The sequence below is a fragment of the Micromonospora sp. I033 genome (assembly GCF_053890995.1).
In genome coordinates, this window is sequence record NZ_JBSSLX010000093.1 from 1 (window position 1) to 20,723 (window position 20,723).

A 20,723-nucleotide genomic window follows, 5' to 3' on the forward strand; every position below is an offset into this window, starting at 1 on the left:
CGCGGGGGACCGGCTGCCCGTGGTGGCCGGGCGGGCCGGGCTGACCGCCCTGCCCCGGGAGACCACGCCGGTCCCGCCCCCCGCCCCTGCCGGCGCCCCGGTCCCCCGCCAGCCGGATGAGTGACCGGGGTCAGGCCGCGCGGGTGGTGTGGCGGAGGGCGTACCAGGCGGCGCCGAGGGCCAGCACGCCGAAGCCGGCGAGCACGCTCGCGACCGGCAGGTTGACCGCGAGTAGCAGGCAGCCGACCAGCCCCAGCGCGGCGAGCACCTGCACCGGCAGCTTCCGGGCCGGATCCCGGCCCAGGGTGAGCGCCGAGGCGTTGGCGATCGCGTAGTAGACCAGCACCGTGCAGCTGGAGAAGCCGATCGCGCCGCGGACGTCGGCCAGGGACACCACGACGATCACCGCGGCGGCCACGGCCAGCTCCGCGCGGTGCGGCACCCGGTAGCGCGGGTGCACGGCGGCCAGCGCGCCCGGCAGGTCCCGGCGGCGGGCCATCGCCAGTGTGGTCCGGCCGACCCCGGCCAGCAGGGAGAGCAGCACCCCGGTCACCGCCACGGTCGCCCCGGCCCGGACCAGCCAGGCCAGGCCGGGCAGCCCGGCCGCGGTCACCACCTCGGCCAGCGGCGCGGCCGAGGCGGCCAGCCGCTGCTCACCCAGCACGCCGACGGCGACCACGGCCAGCACCAGGTAGATCGCCAGCACCGCGCCGAGCGCCAGCGGGACAGCGCGCGGGATGGTGCGCTCGGGGTCGCGGACCTCCTCGCCGAGGGTGGCGATCCGGGCGTACCCGGCGAAGGCGAAGAAGAGCAGGCCGGCGGCGGTCAGCACGCCCCGGACCCCGGTGTCGGCGAAGCCGGCCAGCCGGTCGGGCGCGACGTCCGGCGCGCCGGTCACCGCCACCACGGCCAGCACGGTGAGCACCACGCCGACCAGCACCCGGGTGGCGGCCGCGGTCTTCCCGACCCCGCGCAGGTTCACGGCGGTCACCGCCACCACCGCGAGGACCGCGACGAGCCGCGCCCGGCCCGGCCAGAGGTACGCCCCGATGGTCAGCGCCATGGCGGCACAGCTCGCCGTCTTGCCGATCACGAACCCCCAGCCGGCGAGGAAGCCGGCGAACGGGTGCAGCCGCTCCCGGCCGTAGACGTAGGTGCCGCCGGACTCCGGGTAGCGGGCCGCGAGCCGGGCCGAGCTGGTCGCGTTGCAGAAGGCGATGAAGCCGGCGAGGGCCAGCGCCACCAGCAGGCCGGCGCCGCCGGCCGCCGCCGCGGCGGGGGCGAAGACCACGAAGACGCCCGCGCCGAGCATGGACCCCAGCCCGATGACCACCGCGTCGGGTACGCCCAGCCGGCGCTCCAGTTCTGCCACCGGCGCAGGCTACGCGGCGGAGGTGAACGGCCGGTCCCGGTTGCGCAGCGGGCCGGGCAACGGCAGGTCGTCCCAGGGCACCCGGTGCAGGAGCCGGTCCAGCAGCAGGCCGAGCAGCAGCCCGGCGACCGAGTCGGTCAGCCAGTGCCAGCCCAGGTAGCAGGTGGTGGTGAAGACCACCAGCGGCGGCACCACCCGCACCACGGTGACCAGCCGGGGCGGCACGGTCCGGCCGAAGGTGCGCAGCAGCGGGGCCAGCAGCAGGGCGAGCACGCCGTACCAGACGATCGCGTTGGCCACGTGCCCCGACGGGTACGACTGGGCGAAGCGCACCGGCAGGTCGTGCTGGAACATCGGCAGGGTCTGCTCGGGCGCCAAGAACGGCTCCTTCACGCTGGCGCTCGGCGCGGGCCGCGCCGTCCACACCTTCAACGGCCCGATGGTCAGGTAGGTGAGCACGAACGCGGTCACCGGCGGCAGCACCGGCCGGACCGAGCGGAGCCGCACCGCCAGCAGCACGCCGAGCCCGGCCGCGAGCAGGGTCAGCGGGGTGCCCTGGCCGAGCAGGTTGAGTGCCATCGCGGCCCACCGGGCGGCGGTCGGCCGGTGCTCCGCCGACCAGTCGGCGACGGCCCGGTCGAGCCCGAAGAGGTGCCCCTCGGCCAGCGCCACGGTCAGTGCCACCAGGGCGGCGAGCAGCAGCCCGTCGAACCACCAGCCGGCCGGCCGGACGGGCCGGAGTCGCCGCTTCTCGCGTACCCCTGTGGTCTCCCGCACGCGACCACGCTACCGGCCGCCCGCGGCGCCGGACCCGCGCGGGCGGCGGTGGCTGTGGGCCCAACCACGAAGGGAAGCGCTCCCCGGGGGTCAGCGGTCACACTGGTCCCCGTGCGGATCACCTCGGCCCTCGTGGACCCGGCGCTGCTCGACCTTCCCTGGTCGACCCCGCTGGAGGAGTGGCCTGCCGAACACCTGGTGGCGCTGCCCCAGGGCATCTCGCGGCACATCGTGCGCTTCGTCCGGCTCGGTGACTACGTCTACGCGGTCAAGGAGACCGGCGAGCGGGTCGCCGAGCGGGAGTACGACCTGCTCCGGGCGCTGGAGCGGATCGACTTCCCGTCGGTCGAGGCGATCGCGATCGTGGCCGACCGGCAGACCGACGAGGGCGAGCCGCTCGACCCGGTGCTGATCACCCGGCACCTCCAGTTCTCGCTGCCCTACCGCGCGCTGTTCTCCCGGACGCTGCGCCCGGAGACCATGAACCGCCTGCTCGACGCGCTTGCGGTGCTGCTGGTCCGGATGCACCTGACCGGCTTCTTCTGGGGCGACTGCTCGCTGTCCAACACGCTGTTCCGGCGGGACGCGGGCGCCTTCGCCGCCTACCTGGTCGACGCCGAGACCGGCGCGCTGCGCCCCTCGCTCTCCAACGGCCAGCGCGGCGAGGACCTGGAGATCGCCCGGGTCAACATCTTCGGTGAGGCGCTGGACCTCCAGGCCGCCGGCCTGCTGCACGAGTCGATCGACCCCGAGGAGGTCTGCGAGCAGGTCGTGCAGCGCTACGAGCGGCTCTGGCACGAGATCACCTACGAGCAGCAGATCGAGCGGGAGGCCCGGCACGACATCGAGGGCCGCATCCGCCGCCTCAACGAACTGGGCTTCGACGTCGCCGAGGTGGCCATGTCGACCGCCGACAACGGGCGGTACCTGGTGCGGCCGAAGGTGGTCGACGCCGGCTACCACACCCGGCGGCTGCTCCGGCTCACCGGCCTGGACGCCGAGGAGAACCAGGCCCGCAAGCTCCTCAACGACCTGGACGCGTACCGGGTGGAGAGCGACCTGACCGACGAGCAGCAGGCCGCGCACCGCTGGCTGACCGAGGTGTTCGAGCCGGTGGTCCGGGCGGTGCCCGCACATCTGCGCCGCAAGCTGGAGCCGCAGGAGCTGTTCGCCCAGATCAACGAGCACAAGTGGCTGCTGTCCGAGCGGGCCGGCCGGGACGTCGGGATGCGCCAGGCGGTGCAGTCCTACCTGGCCGACGTGCTGGTGCACCGCCCGGACGAGCAGGCCGTGCTGGGCGTCGAGGTGCCCACCGCCGGCTGAACGGGGCCTGCGGCGTCACTCCACCCAGGCGCCGGCGCGCATCACCCGGACCACGTCGAGGTTGTCGTCCAGCACCACCAGGTCGGCCCGCAGGCCGGTCTGGAGCGCGCCGACCCGGTCGCCCAGGCCGATGGCCCGGGCCGGGGTGGTGGCGACCATCCGGCAGGCGTCCGGCAGGGCGATCCCCGCGGCGACGGCGTGCCGCAGCGCGGCGTCCATGGTGAGCGTGCTGCCGGCGATCGCGCCGTCCCGGCTGAGCCGGGCCACCCCGTCGGCCACCGTGACGGCCTGGCCGCCCAGCTCGTACTCGCCGTCGGGCATGCCGGCGGCGGCCATCGCGTCGGTGATCAGGGCGGCGCGATCCGGGCCGGCCACCGAGGTGGCGAAGCCGAGCATGCCGTCGTGCAGGTGCACCCCGTCGGCGACCAGTTCGCAGACCACGTTCGGGGCGTCCAGGAGAGCCACCACCGGCCCGGGCTCGCGGTGGTGCACCGGGCGCATCCCGTTGAACAGGTGGGTGCCGACGCTCGCGCCGGCCGCCACGGCGGCCCGGGTCTGCTCCCAGGTGGCGTCGGTGTGCCCCACGGCCGCCACCACGCGCTGGGAGACCAGCAGCTTGATCGCCTCCAGCGCGCCGTCCCGCTCCGGGGCCAGGGTGACCATCCGGACCGCGCCGCCGCCCAGCTCGATCAGCTCGGCCAACTCCTCGCCCGACGGGTCGCGGAGGAACTCCGGGTTCTGCGCGCCGCAGCGGTCCGCGGAGAGGTAGGGACCCTCGAAGTGGATGCCGGCCAGCACACCGGACTCGACAAGCGGCCGGTAGGCGGCGGTGGCCTCGCGCATCAGCGCGAACGGGGAGCTGACCAGGCTGGCCAGCAGGGTGGTGGTGCCGTGCCCGAGGTGGAAGTCGGCCGCCTGCCGGGCCGACTCCGCGTCACCGGTGGTGAAGGTGTGCCCGCCCCCGCCGTGGGTGTGCATGTCCACGAAGCCGGGCACGATCCAGTGCCCGTCGCGCACCGTCGGATACTCCGCGACGGCCCGGATCCGGTCCCCGACGATCTCGACGCAACCCTGCCGGAGCACGCCGGTCGGGGTCACCACCTTGCCGGTCACGCGCAGGGTCATCGGCTCTCCTTCGCCAGGGTGTCCAGGGCCAACAGGGCGGCGCCGAGGCAGCCGGCCTCGTCGCCGAGGGCCGCCGCGACCAGGCGCGGCTCCCGGTGGAAGGTCAGGCGCTCGCGCAGCGCGGCCCGCAGCGGGTCGAACAGCCGGGGGCCGGCCTGGGCCAGCCCGCCGCCGATCACGATGGTCGCCACGTCGTAGAGGGCCTGCCCGGTGGCCAGGCCGTCGGCGAGGGCGTCGATCGCCTCCCGCCAGACCTGGCCGGCCAGCGGCTCGCCGGCCGCCGCCCGGTCGGCCACCTCGGCGGCGGTGGCCGGGGCGCCGGACAGCTCGGCGTACCGGCGGCCGATCGCCGAGGCCGAGGCCATCGCCTCCAGGCAGCCGGGGCGGCCGCAGCCGCAGCGCGGGCCGTCGGGGCGGACCAGGATGTGGCCGATCTCGCCGGCGGCGCCGTGCGCGCCGACGGCGGCCGACCCGTCGACCACGTGGGCGGCGGCGATGCCGGTGCCGATCGCGACGAAGAGCACGAGGCCGGCGTCCCGCCCGGCGCCGAGCCGCGCCTCGGCCAGGCCGCCCACCCGCACGTCGTGGCCGAGCGCCGTCGGCAGGCCGAGCCGCGTCCGGGCCAGCTCCCGCAGGGGTACGTCCCGGAAGCCCACGTTCGCCGACCAGACGGCGATCCCGCGGGCCTCGTCGACCACCCCGGGCACGGCGATGCCGCAGGCCACCGGGGTGAGGCCGTCGGCGCGAGCCTTGCCGGCCAGCCCCTCGGCCACGTCGAGGATCGTGCCGACCACCGCCTCCGGGCCGCGCGCCGCGTCGGTGGCGTGCCGCTCGGCGTGCACGGTGCCGCCGTCCGGGCGGACCAGGGCGCACTTCATCCCGGTGCCGCCCACGTCCAGCGCGACGACGACCTCGCCGCCTGGCGTCATGCGAGAACCACGGACCGGGTCAGGTGCCGGGGCGCGTCCGGGTCGAGACCGCGGCTGGTGGCCAGCGCGACGGCGAAGCGCTGGGCGAGGATCAGGTCGGCCATCGGGTCGACCGGGTTGCGCCCGGCGGCCCAGCTGGTCAGCACGGTGTGGCAGCCGTGCGTGCGGCTGTGCACGAAGGCGGCCCCGGTGGCGGCCACGTCCTCCGGCAGCCCCTCCGGGATCCCGCCGAACGCCCAGACCAGCCGCCCGGGAGCGGCGATCGAGATGGGGCCGTGCCGGTAGTCCATGGCCGGGTACGCCTCGGCCCAGAAGGTGGCCGCCTCGCGGCACTTCAGCGCGGCCTCCTGGGCCAGCCCGACCGTCCAGCCGCGGCCGAGGAAGGTGACCTGCTCGATGGTGGCCGGGTCGATCGGCAGCGGGGCCCGGACGGCCACCTCGGCGTCGGCGGCCAGCCGGCCCAGGTCCTCGCCGAGGTGGGCGCGGAGCAGCGCGAGCGCGGTGGTGGCGAAGCGGGTCTGCACCACCGAGCGCTCGTCGGCGAAGGGCAGGGTCACCGCCGCGTCGGCCAGCTCGACGGCCGGCGAGGCCGGGTCACCGACCAGGACCGTGGTGGGTACCTGCCCGCGCAGCGCGGTGAGCAGGTCCAGCACCTCGGTGGTGGTGCCGGAGCGGGTGATCGCGATGAGCCGGTCGTAGCGGCGGCCGGTGGGGAACTCGCTGGCCTGGAAGGCGTCGGTCTCGCCCTGGCCGGCGCGCTCGCGCAGCCCGGCGTACGCCGCCGCCATGAACCACGACGTGCCGCACCCGACGACGGCGACCCGCTCGCCGGGGCGCGGCAGGCGGTCGGCGACGGTCGGGGCGAGCCGTGCCGCCTCCCGCCAGCAGTCGGGCTGGCTCGCGATCTCCGCGTGCACGTACGCCATGACAACTCCTCGCCAGGGGAGAACCTTGCGCAATACGGCGCGATACGGCCGCCTTTCGCGCGTCATTCTGCGCGATTCGGGGTGGCCGTGGCAACCGGCTCCCAGATCGCGCAGGACAGGGTTTTGCGCCTCGCCAGTTTCGCGCACTACTGTGCACGCAATCAATCACCGTTCGTGCAGAGTCAGTGGAGGCCCCCGCGGTGGACCGCTACGCCCGATGGAACGCGCTGCTCGAGATGCTGACCGACAGCGGCCGGGTCAGCGTCGAGGAGGCGGCCGAGCGCCTGGACGTCTCCCAGGCCACCATCCGGCGTGACTTCGATCAGCTCGCCCAGCAGCAGATGATCACGAGGACCCGGGGCGGCGCGGTCGCCAACGGCGTCTCCTACGACCTGCCGCTGCGCTACAAGACGGCCAAGCACTCGGCCGAGAAGCAGCGGATCGGCGCGGCCGCCGCCGCGCTGGTCTCCCCGGGCACCGTCGTGGGCCTGAACGGCGGCACCACCAGCACCGAGGTGGCCCGGGCCCTCGCGGTCCGCCCCGACCTGAACACCAGCGCCGAGGGCGCCCAGCTCACCGTGGTCACCAACGCCCTGAACATCGCCAACGAGCTGCTGGTGCGCTCGCGGATGAAGGTGGTGGTGGCCGGCGGCGTGGTCCGGCCCAAGTCGTTCGAGCTGGTCGGCCCGCTGGGCGGGGCGCTGCTGCGCGAGGTCACGCTGGACGTCGCGCTGCTCGGCGTGGACGCCATCGACCCGCAGCTCGGCGCCGCCGCCCACCACGAGGGTGAGGCGGCCATGAACAGCCTCATGGTGGCCCGGGCCAAGCGGGTCGTGGTCATCGCCGACTCGTCCAAGCTGGGCGGACACGCCTTCGCCCGGATCTGCCCGGTGGACCGGGTGGAGACGCTGGTCACCGACTCCGGCGCGTCCCCCGCCGTGGTGCAGGCGTTCCGCGACGCGGGCGTGCACGTCGTCTGCGCCTGACGCGGCTCTCCGGCGCGCCTGACCCGAATCCGGGAAAACCCCGATGCATACCGGGTATTGTCTCCGGCTGCATACCGCGTATGGTGTCCGCGTCACCTACTCATCGGGGGAGGTCAGCTTGTCGGCTGTCCTGGAGATCGAGGGTCTCCGCAAGACGTACCGGAGCCGGAAACGCGGGGTCCGCCACGCGCTCGACGGCTTCGACATGCGGGTCGAGGCCGGCCAGGTGCACGGCTTCCTCGGCCCGAACGGCTCGGGCAAGACCACCACCCTGCGGACGCTGCTCGGGCTGATCCGGCCCAACGGCGGCCGGATGGCCATCCTCGGCCAGGAGCTGCCGCAGGCGCTGCCCGCGGTCGCCGGGCAGGTCGGGGCCATCGTGGAGAGCCCGCAGTTCTTCCCGCACTTCTCCGCCCGGGACACCCTCGGGCTGCTGGCCCAGGCCGGTGAGCTGCCGCGGCAGCGGGTCGACGAGGTGCTGGAGCTGGTCGGGCTGCGCGACCGGGCCGGGGAGCGGGTGAAGACCTACTCGCTCGGCATGAAGCAGCGGCTCGCGGTCGCCTCCGCGCTGCTCAAGAACCCGAAGCTGCTGATCCTGGACGAGCCCGCCAACGGCCTCGACCCGGGCGGCATCCGGGAGATGCGCTCGCTGATGCGGGACCTCGCCGCCGCCGGGATGACCGTCGTGCTCTCCAGCCACATCCTCGGCGAGATCCAGCTCATCTGCGACTCGGTCACCATCATCTCGCTGGGCCGGCGGGTCGCGTACGGGCCGGTCGACGAGGTGCTCGCCGCCCACTCCCAGGGCGCCGTGCGGGTGCGCCTGGAGGCGGTCACCGACCTGCCGCAGGCCGCCGAGACGCTGACCCGGGCCGGGATCCGGGTCGCCGCCGAGCCGGACCACCTGATGCTCTCCGGCGTCGACAAGCCGGCCGCGGTCAGCCGCGTCCTCGCCGAGCAGGGCCTCTACGTCAGCGAGCTGACCCCGGTCGCGGTCGACCTGGAGAGCGTCTTCCTCGAACTGACCGCCACCGCGCCGGTTCCCGGCCAGCACCGGCAGGTCGACCAGTCCACGAAGGTCGGTGAGCCGGAGAGCCGCGCCACCGGAGGAGGTTGGGGCGCATGAGCCTGTACGTCACCGAACTGCGCCGGCTCAGCAAGCGCCGGGTCACCCGGCTGCTGCTGGTCCTGCTGCTGGTCGGGCTGGCCACGGTGGCCACCGCGTTCAGCTTCTCCAGCCACCAGCTCTCCAAGGAGACGGTCGCGGCCGCCCAGGCCGAGTCCGACGCCCAGTACCAGCGGGCGCTGGAGGACTGGAAGAAGAACGTCGCCGACTGCGACGCCGCGAAGGCCCGCGGCGACCAGAACACCGAGGACCGGTACGGCCCGAACTGCGGCCGGGACTGGCAGCCGCAGCCGGACATGTTCGACCCGAAGTGGAACCTGCCCTACCAGTTCGACTTCCGTGCCGAGTTCCCCATGTTCATCGCGGTCTTCGCCGGGGCGGTGGCGCTCTTCGCGTTCATCGTCGGCGCCTCCTACGTGGGTGCCGAGTGGAGCACCGGCGGGATGATGAACCTGCTGCTCTGGCGGCCGAAACGGCTCGCCGTGCTGGGCACCAAGCTGGCCGCGCTGCTCACCACGGTGCTCGGGGTGAGCGTGGTGCTCGGTGCCTTCTGGACCCTCGCCTTCTGGCTCATCGGCCGCTACCGGGGGACCACCGCCGAGGTGACCGCCGGGGTGTGGCGCTCGATCGGCCTCGACGGCCTGCGTGCGGTCGGGCTCATCCTGGTCGTCGGCGCGGTCGCCTTCGCGCTCGCCTCGCTGGGCCGGCACACCGCGATGGCGCTCGGCGCGGCCGTGGCGGTCTTCGCGATCAGCGAGATCGGCATCCGGATCGCGGTCGCCGTGCTCTCCGTGCCGTTCGGCGACCGCTACGTCCTCTCCACCTACGCCCAGTCGTGGTTCATGAAGCAGGTGGAACTCTTCGACTACGACACCTGCCAGTTCGCCAAGGGCGCGTGTGAACCGGCCAAGCTGGTGGTCACCTGGCAGCAGTCGGCGCTGGTGATCGGGGTGGGCGCCGCCGTGGCACTGATCGGCGCGTTCTGGTCGATGCGCAAGCGGGACATCGCCTGACCGCGCACCTCGCGTCCGATGCGGGCCGGGCGGACCCTGGTTAGGCTGGGGTCCCCCGGCCGGCGCCGTCGCGCCGGTCGCCCGTCCCGTTGAGGAGCGCCATGCCCGCCGACGCCACGGAGCGGGCCGTCACCGACCGGCCCGAGCCGTCGGGGATCCCCGACGCCGCGCGCCGGGAGGTCGGCGTCACCGTCCCGCCACCCCGGTCCGCGCCCGCGGTCGAGGCCGCGCCGCGGGACGACGGCGCGGCGGTGGCGGTCCCGGCGGCGGATCCGCCCGCGGAGACCGACGGGCTGACCGAGCGGGAGCGGCGGATCCTCGACTTCGAGCAGCAGTGGTGGAAGCACGCGGGTGCCAAGGAACAGGCCATCCGGGACACCTTCGGGCTTTCCGCGACCCGCTACTACCAACTGCTCAACGCGCTGCTCGACCAGCCGGCCGCGCTCGCCGCCGAGCCGGTGCTGGTCGGCCGGCTGCGCCGGCTGCGCTCGTCCCGGGCCCGGAACCGCCGGCGCTGACCGGTCGCACCTCCCGCGAGTCCGCCCGCCCCGGCATGGGCCCCGGCGCTCCGGGTAGGCGGCGGTCGGCGACGGAGGGAGCAGACGGATGGGGGCACCAGATCGCCGGTACCCGATCGGCAGCCAGCTGGCCCGGCCGGTCGGGACGGCGCCGATGATGCGGGTCCGTTCCGCCTCCGATCCGGCACCGGGGCGGCTGGAGAACGAGGACGTGGTCTTCCGGTTCGGCCCGCTGGTCGGCGTCCTCGACGGGGCGACCGTGCCGGAGGGCTTCGACACCGGCTGCGTGCACGGGCCGGCCTGGTACGTCCGGCACCTGGCCGCCCGGATCGGCCTGGCCGTCGCGGCGCGCCCGGCGGCGACGCTGATGAGCAGCCTGGCGGCGGCGATCCTGGCCGTGCGGGCGGACCACGGCGACGAGTGCGACCTCGACCACCCGGGCACCCCGTCCTCCACGGTCTGCCTCCTCCGGGAGGGCGGCGACCAGGTCGACTACCTGGTGCTCTGCGACAGCCCACTGGTGCTCGACACCGGGGACCGGGTCGACGTGGTCTCCGACGACCGGCTGGACGCGGCGCTGGCGGACCTCCGCCGGACCGCCGCCGCGCTGCCGGACGGGGACGTCGACCCGGCGACCCGGTTCCACCGGGCGGTGACCGTGCAGCGGACCCGGATGAACCGGACGCACGGCTACTGGGCGGCCGCCACCGACCCGGACGCGGCGTACCACGCGGTGACCGGGACGCTGCCGCTGCGCGGGCCGGGGGCTCTGCGTCGGGCCGCGCTGCTCAGCGACGGCGCCTCCTGCGCGGTCGACCAGTTCGGCCTCTTCGACTGGGCCGGCCTGCTCGACGTGGCGGCGGCAGAGGGCCCGGCGGGGCTGATCGACCGGGTCCGGGCGGCCGAGCGGGACCACCCCGACCGGCTGCGCCGGCGCAAGCGCACGGATGACGCCTCGGTGGTGCTCTGCGAGTTCGGTTCGGCGGAGTGAGCACCCTCACCGCCAAGAGGGACCGGTCGGCTGACAACGGAGCGTGAGGCGGAACACCCCGGGGGTACGACCGGCCGACCCCCTCCGCCGGACCGGCAGTCCGGGCCCAAAGGGGTGGACTTGGACCGGTACGACCGGCAGACTGCGGCTCGTGGCGGGTGCGGTACGACTGGAGCCGGTGGACGAGAGCAACCTGGAGCCGTTGCTCTCCGTAGCGGCTGCCGAGGCGGAGCCGGAGGACGTCATGCCCCCGGTGCCGGCCCCGGCCGGCTGGTCACTGGCCCGCCGGGAGGCCTTCCGCGAGTTCCACCGGGCGAGCTTCGGAGGGCTGGACGGCCCCACCCGCACGGTGATGTACGCGATCGTGGCCGCCGGTGAGGTGGTCGGCATGGTCCGGATGACCCGTTGCGACGAGCCGGGAACGGTGGAGACCGGGATGTGGCTCGGCCGTTCGGCGCGGGGCCAGGGGCTCGGCGCGGCGGCCCTGCGGGAGCTGCTCCACGCGGCCGCGGCGGCCGGCATGCACACCGTCGTGGCCGAGACCACGCCGGACAACCAGGGTGCCGTCTCGGTGCTCCGGAAATGCGGCGCGAAATTGCGCGAGAAGGACGGAAAGCTGCGCGCGGAAATGTGTCTCGATTCCGCCCTGCCGACTCATTGAGTTTTTGCTTGCCTTCGGGCAAGTTTCAACTTTTCCCTGCTTGACTGCGTCATAGTGACCGTTTTGGGCGTTGTCTGCCTGTGCCGAACCGCCTATCCAATTCTGCCGTGAGAGGCCCATCGGCAATTTCACGGAAATGTTTTGCGGGTGGGCGGACGGGTACTGCCCGCCGGGTCCGCTGATACGGGACGCCGGTCGCAGGCCCCATTCCCGCTGATCCCCGGTAGCTGCTTGCCCGGGCCTGCTCCACGCACGAGGTGTCCGCTTCCGCCGGGGAGCGAAGGAGAAACGATGAAGAGCGGAGCACGGGTGGCGCTGGCGGTGGGCTTCGGCTACCTCCTCGGGCGCCGGAAGAAGATGCGTACCGCCCTGACCCTGGCCGCCGCGGTGGCGGCCGGGCGGGCCAGCCAGCGACCTGGCGGCCTGAAGCAGCTCGGCGCCAACCTCATGAGCGCGAACCCCCAGCTCGGCAACCTCGGCAAGCTGGGCGCCCCGCTGGCCACCGCCGGCAAGGCCGCGGCGACCGCCGCCGCGGGCAGCGGGATCGACGCGATCAGCGGCAAGCTGCGCGGCAGCGCCGACGCGCTGCGCCGGAAGTCCGGCGGCGGCGAGTCCGGCGCCGGTCGGGACGAGGAGCCGGCGGACGAGCGCTCGGCCCCCGACGAGGAGCAGGAGCTCGACGAACAGCCCGAGGCGGAGAACGAGACGGACCGGGGCGGGCGTCCGGTCGTCGCGCGACGGCAGCGGGGGCGGTGACCATGGCCACCAGCAACCTCGCGGACAGGGCCCGGGACCAGCTCGGCGGCGAGCTGCGCAACCTCGCCTCGGCCATCGGTGAGCGGGCGATGCACGTGGTCACCGAGCGGATCACCGGCGCCACCGGACGGCTCAGCGAGTACGCCAAGCAGGGCGGCGGCCCCGGTCTGGTCGCCGCGGCCACCGGCGCGCAGAAGCTCGCCGAGGGCAACTCCCCGGTCAAGGCCATGTTCCATGCCGGCCTGGCCGGCGGTAAGGAGAAGTTGATGTCGGCGTTCGGCGGTGGCAAGGGCGGCAAGGGCGGCGGCAAGAAGCTCAAGGTCACCAACATCGTCGAGACGATCGAGGTCGGCGTGCCGGTCCGGGTCGCGTACAACCAGTGGACCCAGTTCGGCGACTTCCCGAGCTTCATGAAGAAGGTCGAACAGGCGGACTGCGAGTCGGACGAGAAGATGACCTGGAAGGCGCAGGTCTTCTGGTCGCACCGGACCTGGGAGTCGACAATCGTCCGGCAGATCCCGGACCGGCTCATCCACTGGCGGTCCAAGGGTGAGAAGGGCTCCGTCGACGGCACGGTCAGCTTCCACGAGGTCGGCCCCGAGCTGACGAAGATCCTGGTCGTGCTGGAGTACCACCCGCAGGGCCTCTTCGAGCACACCGGCAACCTGTGGCGGGCCCAGGGCCGCCGGGTCCGGCTGGAGCTGAAGCACTTCGTCCGCCACGTGATGACCCAGACCGTGCTCGACCCCGACTCGGTCGAGGGCTGGCGCGGCGAGATCAAGGACTCTCAGGTGGTCAAGGACCACGAGACCGCCCTCCGCGAGGAGCAGGAGGCCCGGGAGGAGCAGAGGTCCCGCGAGGAGCAGGAGGCCCGTGCGCCGCAGCGGGGCCGCGTCGAGGAGCCCGAGGAGGAGCCGGAGGAGGAACCCGAGGAGGAGCCGGAGGAGGAGCGCCGGCCCGCCGGTCGCGGCCGCCGCCGGCCTCCGCCGCCGCCGCGTCGCCGGCCCGCCCCCGAGGAGGAGGAGTACGCGGACTACGACGAGGGCGACGACTTCGACGACGACGAGTACGCCGAGGAGCCCGAGGAGGAGGAGCCGCCGCGCCGCCGGGCGCCCGAGCGGGCCCGCCGCCCCCAGCCCCGCGAGGAGCGGGAGGCGCGCCCCGAGCGCCCGCGCCCGGTCCGTCGGGCCCCCGAGACACCACGACGGCCGGTGGTCCGCCGCCGGCGGGAGGAGCGTGAGGAATGACCGTGGCCACCACGTCAGGGCAGCCGGGCAGCGCCCTGGAGCGCACCAGCGGCGGCGGTGGGGGCACCCTCGCCGACGTCGTCGAGACCGTGCTGGACAAGGGCGTGGTGATCGACGCCCAGGTCTCGGTCGCCGTGGTCGGCATCCAGCTCCTGGAGATCAACGCGCGCATCGTGATCGCCAGTGTCGAGACGTACCTGCGGTTCGCCGAGGCGGTCGACCGGCTGAGCATCGTGCCGAAGGACCAGAAGGGCCTGCCGGACCTGGTGGGTGACGCGGCCGGCGCGGCCACCAAGGGCAAGGCGGTCTCCGGGCTCGGCAAGGCCGCACAGGAGATCACCGGCGCCGTGGCGGACTCGATCCGTGACCGCGGCTCCGAGCGGGAGCGGGAGCGGCCGCGTCGACGGCGGGACAGGGAGCTTTGAGATGGCCCAGCAGAACGGACTGTTCCTGTACGGCATCGTGCCGTCCGACGTGGAGCCGACCCCCGAGGCCGAAGGGGTCGGCTCCCCACCCGGCGAGGTGACCGCGATCCGGCACGGCGAGCTGGCCGCGCTGGTCAGCGAGGTCGGGCTGGAGGAGCCGCTGGGCCGGCCGGCCGACCTGACCGCGTACGAGCGGCTGCTGGACGGGACGGCGGTCGTCGCACCGGTCCTGCCGGTCCGGTTCGGCACGGTGGTGACCGGCGCGGACGCGATCGAGGACCTGCTCGCCGCGCACCACGACCGGTTCGCCGCCGCCCTCGACGAGCTCGAGGACCGGCTCCAGTACACCGTGCACGGGCGCTTCGACGAGCAGGAGTTCATCTCCGGGTTCCTGGCGGAGAACGACGCCGCCGCGGCCCTCGCCGACGAGGTGCGCGGCCGGCCGGAGGTGGAGAGCCGGGAGCAGCGGATCCGGCTCGGCGAGATGATCAGCCAGGCGGTCGAGCTGCGCCGGGAGGCGGAGAATCGCGACCTGATCGACGCGGTGAGCCGGTACGCGGTGGCGGACGCCGCACTCCCGCCCAGCCACGAGCTGGACGCGGTGCGCGTCTCCTTCCTGGTGGCGGACGACGAGGAGGACGAGTTCGTCCAGGCGGTGGAGGACTTCGCCGAGCGGCGGCGGGACATCATCCGGATGCGGCTGATCGGTCCGCTCGCCCCGTACGACTTCGTCAGCGCGCACCGGCTGGTGGAGTAGGGCGTGGACATCCTGTGGACGCTGCTGACCCTGCCGTACGCGCCGGTGCGGGGGCTCACCGCGCTGGTCAAGGTGGTGGCGCGGGAGGCGGAGTCCCAGCAGTACAACCCGGTCAACATCCGCCGCGAGCTGGAAGAGCTGGACCGGGCGGCGGCGGCCGGGGACATCACGCCGGAGGAGCGGGATCGGGGGCAGCAGCAGGTGCTGGACCGGCTGACCACGCCGGCCGCCCCCGGCCCTACGCCGCCGCGGCGCAACGGCGCGCCGCGGCGGCGGGCGCCCGCCCGGCGGGCAGCCGGCGACCGCCGCGGTGAGCCGCGCCGCGGACGAGGGGGAGGACGATGACAGCACGGATCCGTGGCGACGGCGACCGCGAGCGGTGGCGCGACCGGGGCGGTCGGGCCGAGGAGCGGTACATCGACGAGAGCGACGAGGAGGCGGTCAGCGCGGCCGAGGCCGCCCAGGAGGGGTTGCGCCAGATCGTCGCCCTGACCGGCCGGGATCCGCTCGGCATCACCTCGATCCAGCCCACCGACGACGGCTGGCGGATCGGGGTGGAGGTGGTCGAGGACCACCGGATCCCGGCGTCGACCGACCTGCTCGGCCTCTACGAGGTCGAGCTGGACATGACCGGCAGCCTGCTCGGCTACCGGCGGACGCGCCGCTACCAGCGCGGCAAGGGGGACTGAGATGACCATTGGGCGGGCGCCGTCGGTCGTGCAGAACTCCGGTCAGGTGCTGCCGGCCGGCCACGAGCCGGCGAACCTCGGCGACATCCTGGAACGGGTCCTCGACCGGGGCATCGTGATCGCCGGCGACATCCGCGTCAGCCTGCTCGACATCGAGCTGCTGACGCTGAAGCTGCGGCTGGTCATCGCCTCGGTGGACACCGCCCGGCAGATCGGCATCGACTGGTGGGAGCACGATCCGTGGCTCAGCTCCCGGGCCCGCCCGCCGGTCGAGCCGGGCCCGCGCGACCCGGAGGAGGTGGAGGCCTCCCGCCGGCCGCGGGTGGCCGCCCGGGCCGAGCGGGACGCGAGGGAGGGCTGGCATGACCACGACCTCTGACCCCACCCCGGACGCCGGGACCGCCGTGTGGCTGCACGGGGTGACCGCCGGGACGGCCACGCCGGCCGGGCTTCCCGGCATCGCCGGCACGCCCGTCCGGGCCGTGGCCGCCGCCGGCCTGGTCGCCGTGGTCAGCGACGCCCCGCTGGGCGAGTACGGCGAGGCCGCCCTGCGCCGCAACCTGGAGGACCTGGCCTGGCTGGAGCGGACCGCCCGGGCCCATCACGCCGTGGTCGACGCGCTGTCCCGGGCCGGCGCGGTGGTGCCGGCCCGGCTCGCCACCGTCCACCGCGACGACGACCGGGTGGTCCGGGTGCTGGTCGAGCGGCGCGACGAGCTGGCCGGCACGCTGGCCCGGCTCGCCGGCCGCGCCGAGTGGGGGGTCAAGGGGTACGTGGTGCCCGGCGCGACCCCCCGGGTCGAGGAACCGGCCGGTGGGGGCGGGGCCGGCGTGGCGTACCTGCGGCGGCGCAAGGCCCAGCTCACCGCCCGCGAGGAGGGGCAGCGGGTCGCCGCCGACGGGGCCGCCGCCGTGCACGCCGCCCTCGCCGGGTACGCGGTCGCCGCCCGCCGGCACGCCCCGCAGGACCGGCGGCTCTCCGGCGCGCCCACCGCGATGGTGCTCAACGGGGCCTACCTGGTCGACACGGAGCGGTGGGACGGCTTCGCCGCGCTGGCCCGCGAGCTGGCGGAGGGCCACCCCGAGCTGCGGCTGGAGCTGACCGGCCCCTGGCCGCCGTACTCCTTCGTGGCGGAACCGGAGGCGGAGCCGGCATGGGCGTGACCACCCTGGCGCCCAACAGCGCCGACGACCCGCTGACCTACCGGCCGGTGGCCCTGGTCGACCTGCTCGACCGGGTGCTCGCCACCGGCGTGGTGATCACCGGGGACATCACGCTGGCCATCGCGGACGTCGACCTGGTCCGCGTCTCGCTGCGCGCGCTGATCGCCTCGGTCGGCGCTCTCGCCCCGCCCGAGCCGGAGGCCGCGCCGTGACCGGCCGGGACGAGGCGGCCGAGCTGGCGGCGGCGCTGGGCGAGCCGCGGTGGACGGCGCCCCGGGTCCGGCCGCTGGACCGCCGGCTCGCCGTGGACCAGGACTCGGTCGAGCGAGGGCTGGCCAGCCTGGTGCTCACCGTGATCGAGCTGCTCCGGCAACTGATGGAACGGCAGGCGCTGCGCCGGGTCGACCTGGGCGACCTGACCGACGAGCAGGTCGAGCGGATCGGCACGACGCTGATGGCGTTGGAGGAGCAGATGACCCAGCTCCGCGAGTACTTCGGCCTCGCCCCCGAGGACCTCAACCTGGACCTCGGCCCCCTGGGCCCGCTACTGCCCACCGACTGAGCGCGCCCGGCTCATCGCCGGGTGGCCGCGTACGCCTCCAGGTGGGCCAGCTGGACCGGGTCGAGGGAGGGGCGGACCCGGGTGCGGGCCGCCTCGACGTGTGCGGCGGTGACCGTGCTGGCCGCCAGCGACTCCCGCATGGCGGCGAGGGCCGCCTCGCGGATCAGGGCGGCGCAGTCGGCCGCGGAGAAACCGTCCAGCTCCGCGCCGAGCGCGGTCAGGTCCACGTCGGGCGCGAGCGGGACGCTCCGGGCCGCCGCCCGGAGGATCTCCCCCCGGGCCGGGCCGTCCGGCGGCGGCACGTACACGAGGCGTTCCAGCCGGCCGGGGCGGAGCAGCGCCGGGTCGACCAGCTCCGGCCGGTTGGTCGCGCCGACCACCACCACGTTGCGCAGCGCCTCCACCCCGTCCAACTCGGTGAGCAGCGCGGCGACCACCCGGTCGGTGGTGCCCCCGTCGGTGGCCTGGCCGCGGACCGGGGCGAGGGCGTCCACCTCGTCGAGGAAGACGAGGGTGGGGGCCGCCTCGCGGGCCCGGCGGAACAGCTCGCGGACGGCGCGTTCGCTCTCCCCGACCCACTTGGAGAGCAGCTCCGCGCCCTTCACCGACAGCACGTTGGCCCGGCCCGAGCCGGCCAGGGCGGTGACCAGGTAGGTCTTGCCGCAGCCGGGCGGCCCGTAGAGCAGCACCCCGCGCGGCGGCGTCACGCCCAGCCGGGCGAAGGTGTCCGGGTAGGTCAGCGGCCAGAGCACCGACTCGGTCAACGTCTGCTTGACCTCGTGCAGGCCGCCGACGTCGTCCAGGGTCACCGAGGCCAGCTCCAGCGTGGACGCGGCCATGGTGGTCGGCCGGACCACCTCCAGCGCGGCGGTGAGGTCGGCCATCGCCACGGTCGGCGTCTCCGCCGCCTTCTGCCGCAGCGCCGCCCGCACCCCGGCCTCGCGGACCAGCGCGGCCAGGTCGGCGGCGACGAACCCCGGCGTACGGGCGGCCACCTCGTCCAGCCGGACGTCGTCGGCCAGCGGCACCTGCCGGGTGAGCACGGTCAGCTGTTCCCGGCGCAGCGCCGGGTCGGGCAGCGGCACGGTGATCCGCAGCGAGAGCAGGTCCGGGGCGCGCAGCGCCGGGTCCACCGCCTCGGGACGCCCGGTGGTGCAGACCACCGCCGCGCCGGCCCGGACCGTCTCGGCGACCACCTGCCGGAACACGGTGGCCAGCGGACCGGGCTCGTCGGCCGGGGCGATCGCCTCCACGTCGGTGACCAGCAGCACGGCCGGACCGTTGGCGCGGACCGCCGCGGCGGCCTCGCGCAGCCGGCGGGCCGCGGCGTCGTTGCCCAGCGCGGCCAGCTCCGGGGCCCAGAGCGGGCGGACCCGGGCGCGGACCCGGGCGGCGACCGCGCGGACCAGCGCCGACTTGCCCGAGCCGGCCGGGCCGCCGATGAGCACGCCGAGCGAGACCGTGGTGCCGAGCCGGCCCAGGACCTCCCCGTGGTGGAAGCCGAGGTCGAGCAGTTCGGTCAGCTCCTCGGCCTGGGCCCGCAGCCCGGGCAGCTCGTCCACGTCCGGGGCGTCCTCGGGGCCGAGCAGGCCGTCGGCCGGCGCGGGTGCGGCCGGTGCCGCCGGGGCCACCTGGCCGGCCGGGCCGGAGCCGCGGGTGGCCGCGCCGTGCTCCCAGCCGACCACCGTGTCCATGGTGACCAGCGCGCCGGCCGCCGGCTCGGCCGCCACCACGCTGAGCAGGGTGCTGGTCCAGGCGTAGCCGACGGTGCTGGCGAGGCTGCGCCGGGCGGCCTCGACCAGGCCGCGCAGCGCGGCGTCGGGGAGCACGTCCTGGGGCAGCAGTGAGACGTCGTCCCCGGCGGTGACCACCTTGCCGAGCAGCGCGAGCCGGAGCATCTCCGGGGACACCGCGGCGACGACGCCGACCGGGCCGGCCAGGGTGACCCGGCGGGCCGGGGCCGCGGGCAGGGGGCTCACCGTGACCTGCCCGCCGTCGCGCAGGCCCAGGTTGCCGAGCAGCAGGTCGTCGGCGTAGAGCAGGGCAGTGCTCGCCGTCGGCTCGGCCGGGGCGGCGATGCCGGCGGTCACCCGGCGGCCGGCCAGCCGCACCGGGTCGCCGGGGCGCAGCGCCAGCGCGGTCAGCACCTCGGGGTGCAGGCGGACGACGCCGCGCCGGGCGTCCAGCGCCGCCGGCCGCAGGCTCGCGGTCAGGGTCAGGTCGGGTTCCGCCACGCGCCCGACAGTAGCCGCCGGCACCACGTCGTGCCGGTGGGCCGGCCGGCGGTGTCAGAGCGGGCCGGTGTCATCCAGGAGGGAGGGGTCGCGCCGGATCATCTCGGCCAGCCGGGCCGCCGGGTCGGTGGCCATCCCGTCCTGCCCGGGGGCCGGCACGGTCTTCGCCGACATGGGCCAGGCGGGCGGTGGCGCCGGTGCGGGCGCCGCGCCGACCGTCACCTCGGGGCCGGACCAGGAGACCCGCAACGGGTACGCCTGCCCGCCCCGCTCCACGCGCAGGGTGACGGCCAGTCCGGGGTGCTCGGCCACCACCCGGCGGACCGCCTCGGCCACCTCCTCGACCGGGTCCCGCTGCTCCGGCCGGTCGCCGCTCCGCAACCGGTACGCGCCGTGCCCCACCCGGCCGTCCACCGGCACGTGGCCCGGCCCGTCCGGCCCGTCCGGCCCGTCCGGCCCGGCCTCCCCGGCCTGCTCGCCGGGGAGCGGCGCCCGGCGGCGCAACGCCTCCTCGCGCCGCGCCAGCCGGGCCAGGGTCTCGTCCAGATCACCTCTCATCACGTCCACCCCTTCCGTGACCACGGGTCGAACCGACGGCGGTTCAGGACCCCTTTTCCCGGGTCGCCCGGTCCAGCGCCCGGTCCAGGACGACCAGCAGCGCGTCCCGAACGGAGAGCCGGTCCCGGGCGTCGAACTGCACCAGCGGCACGTGCTCGCCGATGGCCAGCGCCCAGCGGATCGACGGCAGGTCGAGGGTCAGCCGGCCGTCGAAGGCGTTCACCCCCACCGCGAACGGCAGCCCGGCCCGCTCGAAGAAGTCGATCGCCGGGTAGCAGTCGTCGAGCCGGCCGCTGTCGACCACCACCAGCGCGCCGAGCGCGCCCCGGGCCAGGTCGTCCCACATGAACCCGAAGCGGGCCTGGCCGGGCGTGCCGAAGAGGTAGAGCTTGAGGCTGCGGTCGATGGTGACGCAGCCGAAGTCCATGGCCACCGTGGTGCTGGTCTTCTCCGACCCCGCACCCGGGTCGTCGACGCCGATCCCAGCACTGGTCATCTGCGCCTCGGTGGTCAGCGGGGCGATCTCGGAGATCGCGCCCACCGTGGTGGTCTTGCCCACCCCGAAGCCACCCGCGATGAGGATCT

General features: G+C 75.1%; 25 protein-coding genes. 17 read left to right on the forward strand and 8 right to left on the reverse strand.

Annotated features, from left to right (window positions below):
* Positions 1-130: 130 nt before the first annotated feature.
* Entirely contained in the window at positions 131-1,372 is a 1,242-nt protein-coding gene (locus ACW0Q9_RS16990; protein ID WP_456182382.1) for an APC family permease, read from the reverse strand.
* Between the two features lie 9 nt (positions 1,373-1,381).
* Positions 1,382-2,149 carry a phosphatase PAP2 family protein gene (locus ACW0Q9_RS16995; RefSeq protein WP_456182384.1) on the reverse strand — a complete coding sequence of 256 codons (768 nt, stop codon included), beginning with the start codon at positions 2,147-2,149 and terminating at the stop codon, positions 1,382-1,384.
* A 111-nt stretch (positions 2,150-2,260) separates the two neighbouring features.
* Between ACW0Q9_RS16995 and ACW0Q9_RS17000 the strand changes: the two genes are divergently transcribed.
* Complete coding sequence (locus ACW0Q9_RS17000) at positions 2,261-3,472, forward strand: DUF4032 domain-containing protein (RefSeq protein ID WP_456182386.1); 1,212 nt, start codon at positions 2,261-2,263, stop codon at positions 3,470-3,472.
* A 15-nt stretch (positions 3,473-3,487) separates the two neighbouring features.
* On the opposite strand, the gene nagA is transcribed toward ACW0Q9_RS17000, so the two are convergent.
* The 3 genes from nagA to ACW0Q9_RS17015 are packed head-to-tail and all read right to left on the reverse strand — an operon-like array spanning position 3,488 to position 6,452.
* Positions 3,488-4,597, reverse strand: a complete 1,110-nt coding sequence (gene nagA / locus ACW0Q9_RS17005; RefSeq protein WP_456182388.1) for an N-acetylglucosamine-6-phosphate deacetylase — start codon at positions 4,595-4,597, stop codon at positions 3,488-3,490.
* On the reverse strand, positions 4,594-5,526 hold the full coding sequence (locus tag ACW0Q9_RS17010) for an ROK family protein (protein ID WP_456182390.1): 933 nt from the start codon (positions 5,524-5,526) through the stop codon (positions 4,594-4,596). Before ACW0Q9_RS17010 ends, nagA begins: the two co-directional genes overlap by 4 nt.
* On the reverse strand, positions 5,523-6,452 hold the full coding sequence (locus ACW0Q9_RS17015) for an SIS domain-containing protein (RefSeq protein WP_456182392.1): 930 nt from the start codon (positions 6,450-6,452) through the stop codon (positions 5,523-5,525). The genes ACW0Q9_RS17010 and ACW0Q9_RS17015 overlap by 4 nt, the downstream gene beginning before the upstream one ends.
* 200 nt (positions 6,453-6,652) lie before the next feature.
* On the opposite strand from ACW0Q9_RS17015, the gene ACW0Q9_RS17020 reads away from it, so the two are divergent.
* From ACW0Q9_RS17020 to ACW0Q9_RS17095, 16 genes are all read left to right on the forward strand, one after another.
* Complete coding sequence (locus tag ACW0Q9_RS17020) at positions 6,653-7,438, forward strand: DeoR/GlpR family DNA-binding transcription regulator (protein ID WP_091267291.1); 786 nt, start codon at positions 6,653-6,655, stop codon at positions 7,436-7,438.
* Positions 7,439-7,643: 205 nt separating this feature from the next.
* On the forward strand, positions 7,644-8,564 hold the full coding sequence (locus ACW0Q9_RS17025) for an ATP-binding cassette domain-containing protein (protein WP_456182425.1): 921 nt from the start codon (positions 7,644-7,646) through the stop codon (positions 8,562-8,564).
* A complete protein-coding gene (locus ACW0Q9_RS17030) occupies positions 8,561-9,577 on the forward strand; it encodes an ABC transporter permease subunit (protein WP_456182394.1) in 1,017 nt (338 codons plus the stop codon). Before ACW0Q9_RS17025 ends, ACW0Q9_RS17030 begins: the two co-directional genes overlap by 4 nt.
* 101 nt (positions 9,578-9,678) lie before the next feature.
* The gene (locus tag ACW0Q9_RS17035) at positions 9,679-10,095 is read left to right on the forward strand and encodes a DUF3263 domain-containing protein (protein ID WP_456182396.1); all 417 of its coding nucleotides are present in this window, start codon (positions 9,679-9,681) and stop codon (positions 10,093-10,095) included.
* Positions 10,096-10,183: 88 nt separating this feature from the next.
* A complete protein-coding gene (locus tag ACW0Q9_RS17040; protein ID WP_456182398.1) occupies positions 10,184-11,086 on the forward strand; it encodes a hypothetical protein in 903 nt (300 codons plus the stop codon).
* Between the two features lie 151 nt (positions 11,087-11,237).
* On the forward strand, positions 11,238-11,747 hold the full coding sequence (locus ACW0Q9_RS17045; RefSeq protein WP_456182400.1) for a GNAT family N-acetyltransferase: 510 nt from the start codon (positions 11,238-11,240) through the stop codon (positions 11,745-11,747).
* Between the two features lie 291 nt (positions 11,748-12,038).
* Complete coding sequence (locus ACW0Q9_RS17050) at positions 12,039-12,503, forward strand: hypothetical protein (RefSeq protein ID WP_456182402.1); 465 nt, start codon at positions 12,039-12,041, stop codon at positions 12,501-12,503.
* 2 nt (positions 12,504-12,505) lie between these two features.
* Positions 12,506-13,750, forward strand: coding sequence for an SRPBCC family protein (locus ACW0Q9_RS17055; protein ID WP_456182404.1), 1,245 nt, complete (start codon positions 12,506-12,508; stop codon positions 13,748-13,750).
* A 2-nt stretch (positions 13,751-13,752) separates the two neighbouring features.
* Positions 13,753-14,175 carry a gas vesicle protein GvpJ gene (gene gvpJ, locus ACW0Q9_RS17060; protein WP_456182406.1) on the forward strand — a complete coding sequence of 141 codons (423 nt, stop codon included), beginning with the start codon at positions 13,753-13,755 and terminating at the stop codon, positions 14,173-14,175.
* A gap of 1 nt (position 14,176) precedes the next feature.
* Entirely contained in the window at positions 14,177-14,932 is a 756-nt protein-coding gene (locus ACW0Q9_RS17065) for a GvpL/GvpF family gas vesicle protein (RefSeq protein ID WP_456182408.1), read from the forward strand.
* A 3-nt stretch (positions 14,933-14,935) separates the two neighbouring features.
* A complete protein-coding gene (locus tag ACW0Q9_RS17070; RefSeq protein ID WP_456182410.1) occupies positions 14,936-15,277 on the forward strand; it encodes a gas vesicle protein GvpG in 342 nt (113 codons plus the stop codon).
* Positions 15,274-15,621 carry a gas vesicle protein GvpO gene (locus tag ACW0Q9_RS17075; protein WP_456182412.1) on the forward strand — a complete coding sequence of 116 codons (348 nt, stop codon included), beginning with the start codon at positions 15,274-15,276 and terminating at the stop codon, positions 15,619-15,621. The genes ACW0Q9_RS17070 and ACW0Q9_RS17075 overlap by 4 nt, the downstream gene beginning before the upstream one ends.
* A gap of 1 nt (position 15,622) precedes the next feature.
* Complete coding sequence (locus ACW0Q9_RS17080) at positions 15,623-16,000, forward strand: gas vesicle protein (RefSeq protein WP_091317341.1); 378 nt, start codon at positions 15,623-15,625, stop codon at positions 15,998-16,000.
* Positions 15,984-16,784: a GvpL/GvpF family gas vesicle protein gene (locus ACW0Q9_RS17085; RefSeq protein ID WP_456182414.1), complete on the forward strand. Its 801-nt coding sequence runs from the start codon at positions 15,984-15,986 to the stop codon at positions 16,782-16,784. Before ACW0Q9_RS17080 ends, ACW0Q9_RS17085 begins: the two co-directional genes overlap by 17 nt.
* On the forward strand, positions 16,775-16,996 hold the full coding sequence (locus ACW0Q9_RS17090) for a gas vesicle protein (RefSeq protein ID WP_456182416.1): 222 nt from the start codon (positions 16,775-16,777) through the stop codon (positions 16,994-16,996). The genes ACW0Q9_RS17085 and ACW0Q9_RS17090 overlap by 10 nt, the downstream gene beginning before the upstream one ends.
* Positions 16,993-17,346 carry a gas vesicle protein K gene (locus ACW0Q9_RS17095; RefSeq protein WP_387108596.1) on the forward strand — a complete coding sequence of 118 codons (354 nt, stop codon included), beginning with the start codon at positions 16,993-16,995 and terminating at the stop codon, positions 17,344-17,346. Before ACW0Q9_RS17090 ends, ACW0Q9_RS17095 begins: the two co-directional genes overlap by 4 nt.
* 11 nt (positions 17,347-17,357) lie before the next feature.
* Here the strand turns inward: ACW0Q9_RS17095 and ACW0Q9_RS17100 are convergent, their stop codons facing one another.
* The 3 genes from ACW0Q9_RS17100 to ACW0Q9_RS17110 are packed head-to-tail and all read right to left on the reverse strand — an operon-like array spanning position 17,358 to position 20,721.
* Complete coding sequence (locus tag ACW0Q9_RS17100; protein WP_456182418.1) at positions 17,358-19,580, reverse strand: AAA family ATPase; 2,223 nt, start codon at positions 19,578-19,580, stop codon at positions 17,358-17,360.
* 54 nt (positions 19,581-19,634) lie between these two features.
* A complete protein-coding gene (locus ACW0Q9_RS17105) occupies positions 19,635-20,138 on the reverse strand; it encodes a hypothetical protein (RefSeq protein WP_456182420.1) in 504 nt (167 codons plus the stop codon).
* 43 nt (positions 20,139-20,181) lie between these two features.
* Entirely contained in the window at positions 20,182-20,721 is a 540-nt protein-coding gene (locus ACW0Q9_RS17110) for a GTP-binding protein (protein ID WP_456182422.1), read from the reverse strand.
* Positions 20,722-20,723: the final 2 nt, after the last annotated feature.